15 protein-coding genes are annotated in these 16,999 nt (G+C 69.7%); 5 read left to right on the top strand and 10 right to left on the bottom strand.

Going from position 1 to position 16,999, the window contains the following annotated elements; all coding sequences use genetic code 11:
* Positions 1-55 precede the first annotated feature (55 nt).
* The 9 genes from RN629_RS09935 to RN629_RS09895 form a co-directional block, all read right to left on the bottom strand.
* Positions 56-742, bottom strand: a complete 687-nt coding sequence (locus RN629_RS09935) for a prolyl hydroxylase family protein (RefSeq protein WP_407035088.1) — start codon at positions 740-742, stop codon at positions 56-58.
* Between the two features lie 100 nt (positions 743-842).
* Positions 843-1,730 (bottom strand): RcnB family protein, encoded by an 888-nt coding sequence (locus tag RN629_RS09930; RefSeq protein WP_407035110.1) that lies wholly within the window; start codon positions 1,728-1,730, stop codon positions 843-845.
* Positions 1,731-1,844: 114 nt separating this feature from the next.
* Positions 1,845-2,402: a (2Fe-2S)-binding protein gene (locus tag RN629_RS09925; protein WP_407035087.1), complete on the bottom strand. Its 558-nt coding sequence runs from the start codon at positions 2,400-2,402 to the stop codon at positions 1,845-1,847.
* 53 nt (positions 2,403-2,455) lie between these two features.
* Positions 2,456-3,595 carry a CaiB/BaiF CoA transferase family protein gene (locus RN629_RS09920; RefSeq protein ID WP_407035086.1) on the bottom strand — a complete coding sequence of 380 codons (1,140 nt, stop codon included), beginning with the start codon at positions 3,593-3,595 and terminating at the stop codon, positions 2,456-2,458.
* A gap of 46 nt (positions 3,596-3,641) precedes the next feature.
* Entirely contained in the window at positions 3,642-4,826 is a 1,185-nt protein-coding gene (locus RN629_RS09915; protein WP_407035085.1) for an acyl-CoA dehydrogenase, read from the bottom strand.
* Positions 4,827-4,892: 66 nt separating this feature from the next.
* Positions 4,893-5,477, bottom strand: coding sequence for a YbjN domain-containing protein (locus RN629_RS09910; protein WP_407035084.1), 585 nt, complete (start codon positions 5,475-5,477; stop codon positions 4,893-4,895).
* A gap of 132 nt (positions 5,478-5,609) precedes the next feature.
* Positions 5,610-7,742 (bottom strand): TonB-dependent receptor, encoded by a 2,133-nt coding sequence (locus tag RN629_RS09905; protein ID WP_407035083.1) that lies wholly within the window; start codon positions 7,740-7,742, stop codon positions 5,610-5,612.
* 74 nt (positions 7,743-7,816) lie between these two features.
* A complete protein-coding gene (locus tag RN629_RS09900) occupies positions 7,817-8,206 on the bottom strand; it encodes a hypothetical protein (protein ID WP_407035082.1) in 390 nt (129 codons plus the stop codon).
* Positions 8,203-8,379: a hypothetical protein gene (locus tag RN629_RS09895; RefSeq protein ID WP_407035081.1), complete on the bottom strand. Its 177-nt coding sequence runs from the start codon at positions 8,377-8,379 to the stop codon at positions 8,203-8,205. Before RN629_RS09895 ends, RN629_RS09900 begins: the two co-directional genes overlap by 4 nt.
* 77 nt (positions 8,380-8,456) lie before the next feature.
* Between RN629_RS09895 and RN629_RS09890 the strand changes: the two genes are divergently transcribed.
* Positions 8,457-9,092 carry a S24 family peptidase gene (locus tag RN629_RS09890; RefSeq protein ID WP_407035080.1) on the top strand — a complete coding sequence of 212 codons (636 nt, stop codon included), beginning with the start codon at positions 8,457-8,459 and terminating at the stop codon, positions 9,090-9,092.
* Positions 9,093-9,101: 9 nt separating this feature from the next.
* Here the strand turns inward: RN629_RS09890 and RN629_RS09885 are convergent, their stop codons facing one another.
* Complete coding sequence (locus tag RN629_RS09885; protein WP_407035079.1) at positions 9,102-9,299, bottom strand: hypothetical protein; 198 nt, start codon at positions 9,297-9,299, stop codon at positions 9,102-9,104.
* A gap of 136 nt (positions 9,300-9,435) precedes the next feature.
* On the opposite strand from RN629_RS09885, the gene RN629_RS09880 reads away from it, so the two are divergent.
* The 4 genes from RN629_RS09880 to RN629_RS09865 all read left to right on the top strand — a co-directional run bounded on the left by RN629_RS09880 (position 9,436) and on the right by RN629_RS09865 (position 16,954).
* Positions 9,436-9,666 carry a hypothetical protein gene (locus tag RN629_RS09880; RefSeq protein ID WP_407035078.1) on the top strand — a complete coding sequence of 77 codons (231 nt, stop codon included), beginning with the start codon at positions 9,436-9,438 and terminating at the stop codon, positions 9,664-9,666.
* A 97-nt stretch (positions 9,667-9,763) separates the two neighbouring features.
* On the top strand, positions 9,764-11,764 hold the full coding sequence (locus tag RN629_RS09875; RefSeq protein WP_407035109.1) for an autotransporter assembly complex protein TamA: 2,001 nt from the start codon (positions 9,764-9,766) through the stop codon (positions 11,762-11,764).
* An 89-nt stretch (positions 11,765-11,853) separates the two neighbouring features.
* On the top strand, positions 11,854-15,939 hold the full coding sequence (locus RN629_RS09870; protein ID WP_407035108.1) for a translocation/assembly module TamB domain-containing protein: 4,086 nt from the start codon (positions 11,854-11,856) through the stop codon (positions 15,937-15,939).
* 40 nt (positions 15,940-15,979) lie between these two features.
* Positions 15,980-16,954, top strand: a complete 975-nt coding sequence (locus RN629_RS09865; protein WP_407035077.1) for a quinone oxidoreductase family protein — start codon at positions 15,980-15,982, stop codon at positions 16,952-16,954.
* The last annotated feature ends 45 nt before the right edge of the window (positions 16,955-16,999 follow it).

Below are 16,999 nucleotides of genomic sequence, written 5' to 3'. Positions count from 1 at the left end.
GCCATGCCATGGCTCTCCGCTCAAGGACAAGGGGAGAGGGGCGGGGGCAGCGGGATCAATGCACCCAATTGCCTTCGCGAAACCATTTGGTGATGACATATTTCACGCCCTCGACCACCGGCATCCCTTCATGCAGGGTCAGCTCGTTGGGGGTGCCGTCCAGCTTCATGTTGTTCCAGGCGAGGAGGAGCCCGCGCTTGGGTGCGACTCGAATCCCCACCTGCGGGAACCAGGTCGCGCCGCCCTCCGGCACGTCGTTCAGGTAGATCATCGCCGTCCAGGTGCGCTGTCCGCCATGGACCTTCACCTTTTCCCAATAATTCTCGGTTTCGTGGAAATAATCGTGATGCGCGCGGAACAGCTGGCCGGGCGCGTAGCGCTGGCCCTGCATCGTCTCCCCCTGTTCGGGCGCGATGCCGAGCAGGTCGGCGATCGATTCGTCGATCGGCTGCACATCGGCGGACCAGCGGTTCATGTCGCAGCTTTCCGAGGTGCGGAAACCGTAATCGGGCCGGTCGGACAACAGCGTCGAGGGGCGGCGGTTGGAATCGATCATCGCCATCAGTCCGTCGCATTGCTGCGGCGTCAGAAACTCGTGCTGGTAATAGATTTGCGCGGTGTCGGTCGCGACGCGCGTGACGGCGGGATTGGCGTCCAGCCGCTCGGCGACGGTGACGCCGAAGCGGGCGCGGACGGGCGACGCGGCGGGGTTGCCCTTGGGCTTCCTCGAAAAGAACGACATGACCGCGATGTGCGACGATGCGCCGGCAAAGACAAGAGGGTCGGGGAGAGAAGGGGACGCTCACCCGTCGAAGCGTCCCCCCCTTCCCCTGAGTCCGGGTTTACCAGAAGATGTCGTACACGATGTCGACGACCAGGCCGCTGCGCAGGTCGACCAGCACCGCGTCATTATAGTAGCGGACCCAGCGATAGGGGCCGTAGGCGGGCGGCAGGCGATAGGCATAGGGGTCCGACAGCCAATAGCTCTGGCCGAAGAACATCGGCTCCATGATGACGCCGCTGGAGAAGCGCTGATAGCCATAGATGCCTTCGGGGGCATAATAGCGGGGCAGGCGATAGACGCCGCGATTCAGCGAGCGCCAGCCCATCCAGTCATAGCGGCGATCGCGACGCCAGCCGCTATTCCACTGATCGGCCCAGGCGCGACGCTCGGCGAACCCGTAATTCTGATAGCCATGGTCGCGCCAGTCGCCATAGCTGCGCTGCCACCGGTCGCGCTCCTCGCGGCGGCGTTCCTCATCCCGCCAGCGCGGATCGCGCCACTGGCCGGCCGGCCCCGGGCCGCGCCAGCCGGGGTCGCCGTGCCAGTCGCCCCGGTTAGGGTCGGGGCGATCCGGATAGGGGTGGGGGCCGCCGGGGTTGGGCGCTGGCGGTCGGCCGTCGTGATTGCCCCAGAACCCGCCGCCGGGCCCACGATCGGGTGCCGGAGGCACCTGCGGCGGGCGCGGCGCTTCCGGATGGGTGGGACGATATTCGGGACGGTTTTCGGGGAAGGATTCGCGGTCGTGAAAGATCGGGCGGCCTTCGCCGCGCTCGACCCGTCCGGCCGGGCCGCCGGGGTTGCCGGGACCGCCCGGTGCCATCGGCGCTTCGGGGCGCGGGCGCGGCCCGCGATCCATCATCATGTCCTGCGCGCTCGCGACCATCGGCGTGAACCCCGCCGCGATCGCGCCCGCCACCAGAAACGCCGCCATCCCATGCCTGCGCATCACCGTCTACCTCATGTGTCGGCGCACGAGCCGACCCCCATCATCGGATGAACCCTGCCCGATCCGCGTTGAGCGGAGGCTGAACCCCATCGTCAGCAAGATGAAAGAATCGCGTCAGCGCGCGTCATCTTGGGCGATGGCGGGCGTCAGGGCGGGTACGGCGCGCGCGGCGTCGGCGGGTTCGATGGCGGGCAGCGGCGCGGCGGGGATCGTCTCTTCGCCGCGCTGGGCGCGGGCGGCGCGCTGGATCGCCTCGACCAGCCGGGGATAGATGCCGCAGCGGCACAAATTGGTGATCCCGGCACGGATCGTCGCTTCGGACGGATCGGCATCGTGGCGGAGCAGCGCGGCCGCGGCCATCACCATGCCGGGAATGCAATAGCCGCATTGACTGACATTGGCGGCAAGGAAGGCCTGCTGCACGGGATGCGAGCGATCGCGCGACAGCCCTTCGATCGTCGTCACCACGCTGCCCTCGATCGCGCCGATCGGCACCTGGCAGCTTCGCCGCGCCCGGCCGTCGATATCGACGGTGCAGGCGCCGCAATCCCCGGTGCCGCAGCCATATTTGGTGCCGGTCAGGTTGGACGCGTCGCGCAGCGCCCAGAGCAGCGGCGTGTCGGGGGACAGGCGATAGCGGATCGGCTGGTTGTTGACGGTCAGGCTGGTCATCGCCCCGCTGTCCTAGGCGATTATCCCCGCGCCCGCGAGCCCGGGCCGGATGGTCATCGCCGGGGCGTATCCTCGCCCAGCATCGGCGCGGCGCGGTCCAGCGCGAGGGCGGCGTCGGAAAAGCGGATCGGGGTGCGCACGCCGGGGACGGTCGATCCATCGGGCCGCGCGGGATGGATGGCCAGCCCGCGCGCCACGACCTGCGGGTCGGCAAAGGCCTGTTCGACCGTGTTGATCGGCCCGGCGGGCACCCCCGCCGCCTCCAGCCGGGCGAGCAGCGCGTCGCGCGGCCAGGTCGCCGTCGCGGTCTCGATCTCCAGGGTCAGCGCGGCGCGATGTTCGCAGCGCAGCGCGTTGGTCGCGTAGCGCGGATCCTCGCCATCGATCCCGACCACGCCGGCAAAGCGCCGGAACTGCGCGTCGTTGCCCACCGCCAGGATGAACCAGCCATCGCGGGCGGGAAAGGCGGCATAGGGCACGATATTGGGATGCGCATTGCCCAGCCGGGTCGGCGTCACGCCCGAGGCGAGATAGTTCATCGCCTGATTGGCCAGCACGCCCGTCATCGTGTCGAGCAGCGCCATGTCGATATGCTGGCCGCGCCCGGTCCGCGCGCGCAGGTGCAGCGCGGCCTGGATCGCGATCACCGCATAAAGGCCGGTCATGATGTCGGCGAGCGCGACGCCGATCTTCTGCGGCGCTCCGCCGGGATCGCCGGTCAGGTCCATGATCCCGCTCATGCCCTGCACGATGAAGTCATAGCCTGCCCGCGCGGCATAGGGCCCGTCCTGCCCGAATCCGGTGATCGAGCAATAGACCAGCCGCGGGTTGATCGCCGACAGGCTGGCATGGTCGAGGCCGTAGCGGCGCAGGCCGCCCAGCTTGAAATTCTCGATCACCACATCGGCATCGGCGATCAGGGCGCGGACGATCGCCTGCCCCTCCGCCGTGGCGAAGTCCGCGACGATCGAGCGCTTGCCGCGATTGGCCGCGTGGAAATAGGCGGCGTCGCGGCTGCCATCGGGATTCTCGATGAAGGGCGGGCCCCAGCGGCGGGTATCGTCGCCCTCGGGGCTTTCGACCTTCACCACCTCCGCGCCGAGGTCGGCCAGCACCTGCCCCGCCCAGGGCCCGGCGAGGATGCGCGCCAGTTCCACGACCTTCAGCCCGGCCAGCGGCGCGGGCCGGGTCATCCGGCGCGCTCCGATCCGGGCTCGCGAAGGGCTGGGGCCGCCAGCCTCAAAATGCGGCGATTCCGGTGATCGCGCGGCCCAGGATCAGCGCGTGGACGTCGTGCGCGCCCTCATAGGTGTTGACCGTCTCCAGGTTCATCAGGTGGCGCATCACCTGATACTCGCCCGAAATGCCGTTGCCGCCATGCATGTCGCGCGCGGCGCGGGCGATATCCAGCGCTTTGCCGACATTGTTGCGCTTGACGATCGAGATCATCTCGGGCGCGAACCGCCCCTCATCCATCAGCCGTCCGACGCGCAGCGATGCCTGAAGCCCGAGCGCGATCTCGGTCTCCATATCGGCCAGCTTCTTCTGGTAAAGCTGCGTCGCGGCCAGCGGTCGTCCGAACTGCCGACGGTCCAGGCCATAGTGGCGCGCGGCGTGGAAACAGAATTCCGCCGCGCCCAATGCGCCCCAGCTGATCCCATAGCGCGCGCGGTTGAGGCAGCCGAACGGCCCCTTCAACCCTTCGACATGCGGCAGCAGCGCGTCCTCGCCCACCGCCACCTCGTCCATCATCACCATGCCGGTGATCGAGGCGCGCAAGGACAGCTTGTTCTCGATCCTGGGCGTGCTCAGCCCCGTCATGCCCTTTTCCAGCACGAAGCCGCGGATCGCGCCGCCATGCGCGTCGGACCTGGCCCAGATCACGAACACATCGGCGATCGGCGCGTTGGAGATCCAGGTCTTGGCCCCGGACAGGACATAGCCGCCCTCGACCTTCTTCGCGACGGTGCGCATGCCACCAGGGTCGGAGCCCGCATCGGGCTCGGTCAGGCCGAAACAGCCGATCCACGCGCCGCTCGCCAGCCTGGGCAGATAGCGGCTCTTCTGGTCGTCCGAGCCATAGGCATGGATCGGATACATCACCAGGCTCGACTGCACGCTCATCATCGAGCGATAGCCGCTGTCGACCCGTTCCACCTCGCGCGCGATCAGGCCATAGGCGACATAGGATGCGCCGACGCCGCCAAAATCCTCCGGGATGGTGGGGCCGAGCAGGCCCAATTCGCCCATTTCGCGGAAGATCTCCGGGTCGGTCCGTTCGTTGGCGAAGGCGTCGATGATCCGCGGGGCCAGCCGGTCGTCGGCATAGGCGCGCGCGATGTCGCGGATCATCCGCTCGTCATCGGTCAGCTGATCGTCGAGCAGGAACGCATCCGCCCAGTCGAACTTGCCCATTCGGGACATTGGACTCTCTCCTTATGTCCCGCTTCTTCCGAAGGCCGGGGGCTTTGTCCACCCCCGGCTGCCCGGTCAGGTGGTGGATTTGGCCATGGGTGCGGTCGGGGCCTGGGCCGGGGGCGGGAACGGAGACGGGCTCGGTACGGTGCGCACCGGCTCGACCGGCGGGTTGGCGGCGATGAACGTGTCCAGCGTGCCCATCATCGTCGCCCACCAATCGACGACATCGGCGAAATTGGCGCGCGTCAGGCCGCCGATCGTCGTCACGTCGTAGCTCAGCCGCAGGTCGCCGTCCTTGGTCAACGCCAGCTGGGTAAAGCGCTTGTCGTTGTTCCACTTGTTGACGAAGGCCAGGTCGCGCGGCTTGGACGGGGTCAGCCGCATCGCGAATTGCAGCGACGCGCACTGCTTGTGCTTTTCGCAATCGTAGAAATAGACGCTGAACTTATACCCGGCGGCGGCGCTGGAGATCATCGGATCGCCCTCGCCATCGGTTTCGATCAGCCCCTGATAGCCCGCCCGCATCATCGCGCCGCCGACCGAGTTGGGATCGCTGGCGCAGACCATGTCCTTGGGACATGGGTCGGTGTCCTTGGCCGAAGCGCTGCCCGCGCATCCGAGCAGCACTGCGGCCCCCAGCCATGTCCATTTCGGCATTTCGTCACTCCCCTTGCACGAACCGTCGACAGGCTATCACTCCCGATCCGTTTCGCAATCGCAGCGCAGATGAAAAAGACCCCTCCCGCCGGGGCGGAAGGGGTCAGGAGCCTTGGAGGGAAGGGGTGACGTTTACAGCTTGAAGCTGAGCGTCGCGCGCAGGTCGCGACCGCCGAGCGGCGCGAAGTCCTTGAGGACGCTGGCGTGGCGGCGCGCATCCACGTCGAAGATGTTGTTGGCCGACAGGGTCAGCGTCGTCGGGTTCAGCGTGCCCCAGGGCTTGAGCTGGACCGAGGCGTTGACCAGCGTGAAGCCGTCGGTCGGGGTCTCCAGCCCCAGCACGCGGGTCTGCCTGAAGCTGCGCTCCACCTCGACACGGGCGTTGACGCGGTCCGACTGGGCCTCCAGCCCGCCGAGCAGGCGCAGCGGCGGGATGCGCGGCGCGGGACCGGTGTTCAGGATCCGCGCATGGACATAATCGCCGAGCAGGTCGGCGTTGATCGCATAGCGGCCGACCGTGGCGAGCCGGACCGATCCCTGGGCTTCGACGCCGTAGTAACGGGCATCGGCCTGGGAATATTGGAAACAGGGCAGGTCCACGCTGCGGCCCGACGGTGCCGCGGCGGCTTCGCACGGGCCCTGCCGGACCAGCGCGTCATAGATATAGTTGGAGAAGCGGTTGTAATAGGCCGACGCGTCGAAGCTGTAGCCGTCGCCATGGCCGTGCAGCGTGGCCTCGATGCCCCAGCTCGCTTCCTTCTTGAAGTTGGGATTGCCCAGCTCATAGGCTTCGGTGCCGGCATGCGGGCCGTTGGCGAACAGTTCCTCGGCCGAGGGCGCGCGTTCGGTGCGCGACAGGTTCAGGCCGGCGCGCCACGCGGGCGCGAAGCCATAGCTGGCCCCGATCGATCCCGAAAACGCGTCGAAGCTGCGCTGTCCCCGGAAGAAACGATCGTCATTGACGGCGGTCCGCGCGGTCAGCGAGGTATGTTCGTATCGCACCCCCGCTTCCGCCTTGAACGCGCCGCGATCGAGCTGTTGCAGCGTGAACAGGCCGACCTGCGCGGTGTTGTTGCGCGGCAGGAAGGCCTCGTCGCCGCGCACGTCGAAATCGCGGTTGAAGAACTGCACGCCCGACGCGCCCTGCCAGCCGCCGCGCCTGGCCTGGACCAGCTCCAGGCGGCTCTCGACGCCCTTGTTGTAGAAGGCGGTGCCGATGCCGCCGTCTTCCTCCAACTCGTAATGGCGATATTCGGCCGCGCCCGCGCGCAGGCGGATACGGTCGAGGAAGCCGCCGCCCGTCTCGATCTCGCCGCGCAGGTCGATGCGGTTCTGGATCAGGCTGATGCGCGGCGCCTCGGGCGCTGCGCCGCCCGGCGTCAGCGTGTAGCGGACCGGCACGCCGTACAGGCTGTCATAATGGCTATAGGCGATGCCCAGCGAGCCGGTATCGGTGATGAGCGCGCCGCCGACTCCCGCCGTCCAGGTCTCGCTGGCGGTGTTGGGCAGGCGACCGCGCAGGTTCGCGACGCTGGTGAAATCGAGCGGGTCGTTGGGGGCCTGCGCGGCGGCGGCCTGCGCCTCGGCACGGGCGCGCGGCGACAGGACATAGCCGCCGATCTTCAGGTCGTCGGTCTTCAGATACGAACCATCGGCGTGGAGGACGAACTGCTTGCCCAGCGCGACATCGGTCGCGCCCGCGACCGACCGTTCGTTGGCGGCCGAGCCATAGGTCGCCATGCCCGACAGGCGATAGCCGTTTTCGGGCACCGAGCGCGGGATGCGCGTGTCGATCACGTTGACGACGCCGCCCACCGCCGATGATCCGAACAACAGGGCGGAGGGGCCGCGGAGCACCTCGACCCGTTCGGCGAGCAGCGGGTTGATGACCACCGCATGGTCGACGCTGGTGTTCGACACGTCGATCGAGCCGATGCCGTCGGACAGGACGCGGATACGCTCGCCCTGGAAACCGCGCAGCACGGGGCGCGAGGCATTGGGGCCGAACGAGGTCGCCGACACGCCTGGCTGGCGGGCCAGCGTCTCGCCGATCGTCGGACGGATCGAGCGTTCCAGCTCGTCGCCGGTCACGATCGAGGTGCCCGACAGCACGTCCGCTTCCGACTGCATCACGGGCGCGGTCACCACGATCTCGCGACCACGGTTGGTCGGCTGCGCCGTGGTCTGCGCGGCGACGGAGCTGGCCAGAACCAGGGTCAGGGCGGAGGCCGAGAGGCCGGACAGAAGGACGGGCGTGCGCAACATAGGGCTCCGATGGTTGGGGAGCCCTATCGGGTAGCGTAGTGTTACATCATATCAAGGAAAAAATCATCTATCCGTCATGTTCCCGCCGCACCGTTGCAAATGAGCACGCATAGCCGGACGCCATCCCCCGCCGCGCGGCGGTCCTCGACCGCGAGGTCGGCGACCAGGTCGCGGCCGAGCGGAATCTCGGCCTCCGGCAGCGCCGCGAGCCACCGGGCCAGCGCTGGACAGGGGGCGGCGGTCAGCGCGAGGGTGGCCACCGATCCCACGAAGGTCGCCGAGGACCAGGGCGTGACGGACACGATCTCGATCGCCACCCGACACCCCGCGCGGGCGGCATGGGCGACCAGCACCTGCACCAGTCGCCCGCCGCCATCGGCCGGGCGATGGCGGCGGCGCGGCAGGGGAGTGTCCGGCATATGCGGGGCGCGGGCCGGGCGCGGGATGCGGACGAGCGCGGTCATGCCGGGCACCGATCGATAAAGGCGGCGACCCGGGCGATCATCTCGGGCCCCGGCTCGCGCCCGCGCCGCAAATCGCCGACCAGCCGCGGATCGTTGACCGCCAACCGCCCGAATTTGGTCTCGGGCATATGGCTGGTCTTCAGATAGCGTTCGATCAGTCCCAGCAATTCCATGGACGTTCTCCCATTGTCCGAGTCTCATGCTGTGTTCCTGATCTGTTCTTATTTCCAACTTGTCTAGGAAAAATCCTATGCCTATAGCGGGACGCATGGCGGCACAGGACATCCGGGCCACGATTCAGGCGCTTGCGCGGCAGGCGGGCGTGAGCCTGGCGGCGCTGTCGCGGATGCTGGGCCGCAACGACGCCTATCTTCAGCAATATGTGCAGCGCGGCAGCCCGCGCGTGCTGGCGGAGGGCGACCGGCGGCAACTGGCCGCGTTCTTCGGCGTGCCGGAGATGCGGCTGGGCGGGGCGGCGGATGCTGGGCCGCTGCTGGTTCCCCGGCTGGCGGTGGCGGCCTCGGCCGGGCCGGGGGCGACGGTTGATGACGATGTCATGGTCGGGGTGGAGGCGATCGACCGGCGGCTGGCGCGGCGGCTGGGCCTGCGCGAGGGGGCGGCGTCGGTCATCCGGGTGCGCGGCGATTCGATGGCGCCGGGCCTGATGGACGGCGATCACCTGGTGGTGGATCAGGACGATGTCCGTCCCACCGCGAAGGGCGGCCTCTACGTCATCCGTATCGGCGAGGCGCTGATGGTCAAGCGCGTGCGGCTCATGCCGCAGGGCATGGTCGCGACGAGCGACAATCCCGCCGCGCCGCCGGTTCCCGATGGCCCGATCCGGGTGATCGGCCGGATCGTCTGGCAGATGCGGCTGCCGGGATGATCCGCGGCTCTATCGATCGCGCCACCAGATGACGAGCGCGACGAGGATGCCCAGCGCCAGCCCGGTCAGCACCGCCGCCGTCACCTCCCCGATCGCCAGCCCGGCGATGATGCCGCCGATGGTTCCCAGCGCGACGAAGATTCCGCCCGCGCTGGTGGCGCCAGGGCCGGGAGGGGCAGGAGGAACGGGGGCGTCGGGATCGGTCATGGCCCCTGTCCTGCCATGGCGCGCCGTATGAGGCCAGCCGTCCCGGACCGGGGCGGGGCCTCCGCCGGGAGGACTGGTAAAATCCCGGATTGACGCGTAGGCTCCGCCGCTGAAATCGCCTTTCCGGGAAGTCCTCATGCCCAATCGCAGCGGCAATCTCTATGCCGCGCCCTTTCTGACCGGATCGGATGTCGCGACGGCGGCCGAGTTGATCGAGACGTTCGGCGAATCGGCCGAGGATGAAGCGGCGGCGCGCGCCGGGCGTTGCCGCGATCTGGGCAATCACATCCATTTCTGCCGCTGGCGACAGATTGAGCGGCTGATCGGCCTGCTCTCCATCGACGAGTCGTTCGGCACCATCCATTGAGGATTCGCCCGCGCGACGTGCGGCGCGGCAAATATGGCGAATTGAAGGCGTCCGGGGCTGTCGCTGCCGTCTCGCTCCGGCTAGGGATGGGACCATGATGGTCCGTTTGGAGCGGTCGCGTCCGCCGGCCGCCATCCTGTTCTTCTCCCTGGCGTCCTTCGGCTTTGGCTGGCCCGCCGGCCTGTGGGCGCAGGACCTGCCCGTCGCGCAAACGCCGCCGGCCACGCCCCGATCGGGCGATGGCGACATCGACGATCCGATGATGCTCGACCCCTCGGCCCCGCTCGCGCCCATGCCGGAGATCGGGGTCGCCTGGCCCGACCTGACCAGCGCGCCGGCGGACCCCGCCGCGACGATCGCCGCGACGATCGATGCCGCCTCGGAGCGGCGCTATCGCTGGCGGGTGGAGGGGATTGACGGTGCGGGCGCGCTGGTGCGCGAACGGTTCGACGAACTGTCGACGCTGCGCGCCAATGACGGCGAGACGGCGAATGCCGCGCAACTCGACCGGCGGGCGCGCGAGGATGCCGCGCTGCTCACCAATTTGCTGCGCGGCGCGGGCTATTATGACGCGCGGGTCGCGACACGGGTCGAGACGGGCGATCCGCCCACCGTGGTGGTGGCGGCGGTGCCGGGGGCGATCTACCGTTATGCCGGGGTTACGCTGGACGGGGTGAAGGCGGCCGGGGACAAGGCTGGCTCGCTCGACAAGGCGTTCGGGCTGAAAGCGGGCGACCCGGTCGATGCCGATGCGGTGGTCGCGGGGCAGGCCGCGCTGAAGACCGCGATCGGGCAGGAGGGTTTCCCCTTCGCCAGGATCGGCGAGCCGCAGATCGTGGTGGACCATGCCACGCGCACCGCGACGATCGACGTGGCGGTCGATCCCGGCACCCCGCGCCGGTACGGCCGGGTCATCAGCCTCAACGACCGGGTGTTCGACGCCCGGCATATCCAGGATATCGCGCGCTTCCGCCCCGGCGATCCCTATGACTCGACCGGGCTGGACGATCTGCGCCGCGCGCTTGTGCAGACCAGCCTCGTCTCCTCGGTCGATGTGAAGCCCGTGCCCGGCCAGACGCCCGACACGGTCGATATCGCGGTCGGGCTGGAGCCCGCGCCGCCGCGCACCATCGCGGGCGAACTGGGCTATGGCACGGGCGAAGGCGCGCGGACGGCGGTGACCTGGACGCATCGCAACCTGTTCCCGCCCGAGGGCGCGCTGACCCTGCGCAGCGTGCTGGGCACGCGCGAGCAACTGGGCGCGGTGACGTTCCGCCGCAACAATTTCCACGGCCGCGACCGGGTGCTGACGGCGCAATTCTCCGCCGCGCACGTCCTGCGCGATGCCTATGAGGCCAAGACGCTGTCGCTGTCGGCGGGCTTGGAGCGGCAGACCAACATCTTCTTCCAGAAGACCTGGACCTGGTCGCTGGGCGGCGAGCTGCTCACCTCGGACGAACGCGACGTGATCGAGACGACGGGGCAGCCGCGCCAGCGCATCTTCTTCATCGGCGCGCTGCCGACCAGCCTGAACTATGACGGATCGGACGATCTGCTCAACCCGACGCGGGGTTTCCGGCTGGGGGGACGGGTCAGCCCGGAGCTGTCGCTGCAGGGTAGCGCCTTCGGCTATACCCGGACGCAGGTCGATGCCAGCCTCTACCATCCGTTCGGGGATCGGGTGGTGCTGGCGGCGCGGACCCGGCTGGGCACGATCCTGGGCGCGCCCCATGACCAGATCGCGCCGTCGCGGCGCTTCTATGCGGGCGGCGGCGCTTCGGTGCGCGGCTATGCGTTCCAGGCGATCGGCCCGCGCGACGCCAATAACGACCCGATCGGCGGCCGCGGTCTGGCCGAATTCTCGATCGAGGCCCGGGTGCGCACCTTTGGCAGTTTCGGCGTCGTGCCCTTCCTCGATGCGGGCAATATCTCGACCTCGCCCTTGCCCAAGCTGACCAGCCTGCGTTTCGGCACCGGGCTGGGCGTGCGCTACTATTCCAATTTCGGGCCGATCCGGCTGGACGTCGGCACGCCGCTCAATCCGCAGCGCGGCGATAGCCGGGTGGCGGTCTATGTCTCGCTAGGGCAGGCCTTTTGACCGGGGACAGCCTGCCCCCGGACAGCGTCCCGCCGCAGCCCGCGCCGCCGGTCCGGCGTCCGCGCCGCTGGGGACGGCGGCTGGCCGGGATGGTCGTCGCGCTGCTGGGCATCGTCGTGGCGGCGCTGCTGATCGTCGACACGCCGATCGGCCATCGCTGGGTCGCCGATCGGATCGGCACCATCCGCACCGATACCGGCCTGCGCTTCGCCGTGGGGCGGATCGAGGGATCGGTCTATTCGGACATGCGGCTGACCGACCTGCGCGTCTACGACCTGGACGGATTGCTGGTCCGCGTGCCGCGCGCACGGCTCGACTGGCGGCCGTGGAACTGGGTGCGGGGGCGGCTGGACATTCGCCGGATCGAGGCGGAGCAGGCCACGCTGTTCCGCGTGCCGCATACCCGGTCGACCGGACGGCACGGCCCGATCCTGCCCGATTTCGACATCCGTATCGACCGGCTGCACCTGCAGCATCTGGTGTTGGCTCAACCGGTGCTGGGCCGCGCGCGAGTGGCGCGGATCGATGGTCGCGCCGATATCCGCGACGGCCGCGCGCTCGTCACGCTGGACGGCGCGGTGGCGGGGAGCGACCGGCTGCATCTGGCGCTGGACGCCGAGCCCGATCGCGACCGGTTCGATCTCGGCGTGCAGGCGCAAGGCGCGGCGAATGGCGTGCTGGCGAGGATGATCGGCGCGCGCGCGCCCGTCGCGCTGACCGTGGACGGCGAGGGGCGCTGGTCGCGCTGGAATGGCCGGGCGCAGGGCATGGTCGGCCGTGATCGCGCGGTCGACCTCCGGCTCGTTGCCCGGGCCGGGCGCTACGCGCTGTCGGGCACGCTGGCGCCATCGCTGGTCCTGCACGGCCGGTTGCAGCGGCTGACCGCGCCGCGCGTGACGGTGGCGGGGGATGCGCAATTCGCCAACCGCCGGCTCGACGGCGCGCTGGCGTTGCGCTCGGCGGCGTTGCGCGCGCGGATGCACGGCGTGCTCGATCTGGGCCGCAATGCCTTTGAACGCGTGGTGGTCGATGCCCGCCTGCTGCGTCCCGAGGCGCTGTTCACCAATATGCGCGGACAGCCGATCGCGGTGCACCTGACGCTGGATGGCGGGTTCGACCGCGCGGCCTTCGCCTATCGCATGGTCGGGCCCCGCTTCGCCTTCGACCAGACCGGGTTCGACGCTGTTCGGGCGGAGGGGCGCGGGGTCCTGCGTGGCGGCTGGCCGGTGACGCTGCCGGTGCGCCTTGCCGCCGCGCGCGTGACGGGAATCGGGGTGGAGGGCGAGGCGATCCTTCGCCACCTGTCGGTTTCGGGCGACCTGCGCATCACGCCGCGCGAGATGGCGGGACAGGGCCTGACGTTGCGTTCGGACAAGCTGTCTGGGCCGTTGCAGTTGCGGATCGACCTGCGCAACGGGCGCTACGAGGTCGGGCTGAACGGCGCGCTCAACCGCTATCTGATCCCCGGCCTGGGCATTGTCGACGTGCGCACCACCCTGCGCGCGGTGCCGGGCGCCGATGGCCATGGCACGCATGTCGCCGGGCGGGGCGAGGCGCAGGTCAGGCGGCTGGACAACAGCTTCCTGCGGGGCCTTGCGGGCGGATTGCCCCGGCTGACCACCGATTGGGAGCGCGGGGTGGACGGCGTCTTCCGCTTCCGTCGCGTCGTGCTGACCGGCCCGGCCATCCGCCTGAGCGGCGAGGGGATAAGGCGCCGGGACGGCACCTTCCGCTTGATGGGCAGCGGCCGCCAGACGCGCTATGGTCCGGTCCGGCTGACGCTGGACGGGATGATCGATCACCCCACGCTCGACCTGTTGTTCGCCGCGCCCAACGCCGCGATGGGGCTCAGCAATGTCCGCGCGCATCTCGACCCCAATGCGCAGGGCTATGGCTTTCGCGCCGAAGGCGGCTCGCGGCTGGGGCCGTTCCGCGCGACGGGCGCGATCCTGTTGCCGCGCGGCGCGGATGCGGTCGTCCGGTTCGAGCCGATCGAGGTTGCCGGGGCGCGGGCGACCGGCGCGCTGACCATTGTCGGGCAGGGCTTTGACGGACGGCTGGCGGTCGTCGATGGCGGCCTGTCGGGTGAGCTGCTGTTCCGCCCGGTCGGCGATGTCCAGCGGATCGAGGCGCATCTGGCCGCGCAGCAGGCGCAACTGGCGGGCGTGATCGTGCGGCAGGGGCGGGTCGACGCGGTCGCCCTGCTCGATCCGGTGGGCGCTTCGGTCGAGGGTTCGGCCAATGCCCAGGGACTGCGGCACGGTGCGTTCCACATTGCGCGGCTGAGCGCCACGATGCGCCTGCGTGGCGGCACGGGGGAGATTCGCGCGGGCATATCGGGGTCGCGTGGCCGGGCCTTCGCCATCCAGACGGTGACGCAGGTGACGCCCGGCCGGTACAGTACCACCGCGCAGGGCACGCTCGACCGTCGCCCGCTGCAATTGCTGTCGCCTGCGATCGTGACCCGCGAGGGCGAAGGCTGGACCCTGGCCCCGACCCGGCTCGCCTTTGCCGGGGGGGAGGCGAAGGTGGCGGGGCGCGTCGATTCCAGCGGCCGGGAGATCCAGGCCAGCCTGACGCGGATGCCGCTGGCGGTGCTGGACATCGGCTATCCCGGACTGGGGCTGGGGGGCAGCGCCTCGGGCTCGCTGACCCTGCGCCAGGCGGCGGGCGCGCCGACCGGCAAGGTCGACCTGACCATTCGCGGGCTGACCCGCGCGGGGCTGGTCCTGTCCTCGCGGCCGATCGACCTGGGGGTGGCGGGGGACCTGTCCGCCGAACGGCTGGGGGTGCGCGCGGTCATGGCGACCGGCGGCAAGATCATCGGCCGGGGACAGGCGCTTCTGGCGCCCGCCGCGACCGGTGACTGGGCGACGCGGATGCAGACCGGGCGGCTGTTGGCGCAACTCCGCTATGTCGGGCCCGCCGATACCTTATGGCGGCTGACCGGGATCGAGATGTTCGACCTGTCCGGCCCGGTCGCGATCGGCGCGGATGTCAGCGGGTCGCTGACCGCCCCCGTCATTCGCGGCGCGGTGCGCGCGAACGGTGCGCGCATCGAAAGCGCGACGACCGGCACCGTGCTGACCGATGTGCAGGCGAGCGGCCGGTTCGGCGGATCGCGGCTGGTCATCGACCGGTTCGGCGCGCAGGCGGGCAAGGACGGGCGGGTCAGCGGCACCGGCCAGTTCGACTTCGCCTCCGCCAACGGCATCGCGCTCGACCTGGCGTTCCAGGCGGATCACGCGGCGATGATCGCGCGCGACGATATCCGCGCGACGGTGACGGGGCCGCTGGCCATTCATTCGGATGGCTCGGGCGGCACCATCTCGGGCGATGTCGTGCTGAATCGCAGCCGCTATCAACTGGGCCGGGCCACGGCGGCGACGGCGGTGCCCCAGCTCAACATTCGCGAGATCAACATCCCTGGCGGCGGCGAAGAGGATGAGGTGCCGCGCAAGCCCTGGACCCTCGCGGTTCGCGCGCACGCCCCCAACGGCCTGATCGTCTCGGGCCTGGGGCTCAACAGCGAATGGTCGGCGGACCTGAAGATCGGCGGCGCGCCCGACAATCCGGCGATCACCGGCCAGGCGACATTGATCCGCGGCGATTATGAATTTGCCGGTCGCGAGTTCGACCTGTCGCGCGGTATCATCCGTTTCGGCGGAGAGGTGCCCGCCAATCCGGCGCTGGACATCGCCGCCAACGCCAATGTCACGGGGTTGAGCGCCACGATCCGCGTCACCGGCACCGCGCTGAAGCCCGAGATCGGTTTTTCCAGCACGCCCGCGCTGCCCACCGACGAACTGCTGTCGCGCCTGTTGTTCGGCACCTCGATCGCCAGCCTGTCCGCGCCCGAGGCGTTGCAACTGGCCGCCGCGGTCGCGGCGCTGAAGGACGGCGGTGGCGGGCTGAACCCGATCAACGCGGTGCGGCGCGCGGCGGGGCTCGACCGGCTGCGCGTGCTGCCCGCCGATGTGCAGCTCGGCCGCGCCACCTCGGTCGCGGCGGGCAAATATATCACCCGCCGCCTCTATGCGGAGATCGTGACCGACGGGCAGGGCTATTCCGCCACCCAGGTTGAGTTTCAGGTCACGCGCTGGCTGTCGCTGCTGTCCAGCATCTCGACGCTGGGACGGCAGAGCGTCAATGTGCGCATCTCCAAGGACTATTGAGGCGTTTCCGCCCCGCGCCATCGAACAGGAGCCTGGCCCCATGGAAAAGACCGCCTTTATCGACCGGACCGGCGGACCCGAAGTCATCCAGTGGCGCGAGCATGAACTGCCGCCGCCCGGCGCGGGCGAGGTGCGGATGCGCCATCACGCGGTCGGGTTGAACTATATCGATACCTATCACCGCAGCGGACTCTATCCGATCGACCTGCCGGGCGGGCTCGGCTCGGAAGCGGCGGGCGTGGTCGAGGCAGTGGGCGAGGGTGTCGAGGATGTCGCCGTCGGCGACCGGGTCGGCGTGTTCGGCCCGGCGCGGGGCGCCTATGCCACCGCGCGCAACGTCGCGGCGGACCAGTTGGTCCGCCTGCCCGATGCGGTGGACGACCGCACCGCCGCCGCCATCCTGTTGAAGGGCACCACCACGGCCTTCCTGATCGAGGAATGCGCGAGGGTGCAGCCCGGCTGGACCGTGCTGGTCCATGCGGCGGCGGGTGGAGTCGGGCATCTCGCGGTCGGCTGGCTGAAGGCGATCGGCGCGACCGTGATCGGCACGGTGGGCAGTGAGACCAAGGCCGAACGCGCCCGCGCGATCGGTGCGGATCACGTCATCCTGCACCGCCAGGAGGATGTCGCGGCGCGCGTCCGCGAGATCACCGGCGGGCGGGGGGTGCCCGTGGTGCTGGACGGCGTGGGCAAGGCGACCTGGAACGCCTCGCTCGACAGCGCGGCGCGGCGGGGGCTGGTGGTCAGCTTCGGCAATGCCTCGGGGCCGGTCGATGGGGTCAATCTGGGCCTCCTGGCCGCGAAGGGATCGCTGTTCGTGACCCGCCCGACCCTGTTCGATTATGCGGTGGGCGCGGCGGACAAGCGGTGGCTGGCCGACCGGGTCTTCGCCATGCTCGCCAAGGGGGCCATCGCCCCGGAGATCGGGCAGAGCTTCGCCCTGACCGACGCCGCCCGGGCGCATCGCGCGATCGAGGCGGGGGAGACGGTGGGCAGCACCGTGCTGATCCCCTAGGCTGCCGCGATTGTCCCGAGCCGCCCGGCGCGCACCATGGCGTGG

The sequence above is a fragment of the Facivitalis istanbulensis genome, from assembly GCF_040560405.1.
Taxonomy (GTDB): Bacteria; Pseudomonadota; Alphaproteobacteria; order Sphingomonadales; family Sphingomonadaceae; genus Sphingomonas; species Sphingomonas istanbulensis.
The sequence above is the reverse complement of the archived record's forward strand: the minus strand, read 5'-3'. Positions and strand labels throughout refer to the sequence as shown.

Coding starts and splice junctions, on each gene's coding strand:
- RN629_RS09935 (WP_407035088.1), bottom strand. CDS start 742: ATGTCGTTCTTTTCGAGGAAGCCCAAGGGCAACCCCGCCGCGTCGCCC.
- RN629_RS09930 (WP_407035110.1), bottom strand. CDS start 1,730: ATGCGCAGGCATGGGATGGCGGCGTTTCTGGTGGCGGGCGCGATCGCG.
- RN629_RS09925 (WP_407035087.1), bottom strand. CDS start 2,402: ATGACCAGCCTGACCGTCAACAACCAGCCGATCCGCTATCGCCTGTCC.
- RN629_RS09920 (WP_407035086.1), bottom strand. CDS start 3,595: ATGACCCGGCCCGCGCCGCTGGCCGGGCTGAAGGTCGTGGAACTGGCG.
- RN629_RS09915 (WP_407035085.1), bottom strand. CDS start 4,826: ATGTCCCGAATGGGCAAGTTCGACTGGGCGGATGCGTTCCTGCTCGAC.
- RN629_RS09910 (WP_407035084.1), bottom strand. CDS start 5,477: ATGCCGAAATGGACATGGCTGGGGGCCGCAGTGCTGCTCGGATGCGCG.
- RN629_RS09905 (WP_407035083.1), bottom strand. CDS start 7,742: ATGTTGCGCACGCCCGTCCTTCTGTCCGGCCTCTCGGCCTCCGCCCTG.
- RN629_RS09900 (WP_407035082.1), bottom strand. CDS start 8,206: ATGACCGCGCTCGTCCGCATCCCGCGCCCGGCCCGCGCCCCGCATATG.
- RN629_RS09895 (WP_407035081.1), bottom strand. CDS start 8,379: ATGGAATTGCTGGGACTGATCGAACGCTATCTGAAGACCAGCCATATG.
- RN629_RS09890 (WP_407035080.1), top strand. CDS start 8,457: ATGCCTATAGCGGGACGCATGGCGGCACAGGACATCCGGGCCACGATT.
- RN629_RS09885 (WP_407035079.1), bottom strand. CDS start 9,299: ATGACCGATCCCGACGCCCCCGTTCCTCCTGCCCCTCCCGGCCCTGGC.
- RN629_RS09880 (WP_407035078.1), top strand. CDS start 9,436: ATGCCCAATCGCAGCGGCAATCTCTATGCCGCGCCCTTTCTGACCGGA.
- RN629_RS09875 (WP_407035109.1), top strand. CDS start 9,764: ATGGTCCGTTTGGAGCGGTCGCGTCCGCCGGCCGCCATCCTGTTCTTC.
- RN629_RS09870 (WP_407035108.1), top strand. CDS start 11,854: ATGGTCGTCGCGCTGCTGGGCATCGTCGTGGCGGCGCTGCTGATCGTC.
- RN629_RS09865 (WP_407035077.1), top strand. CDS start 15,980: ATGGAAAAGACCGCCTTTATCGACCGGACCGGCGGACCCGAAGTCATC.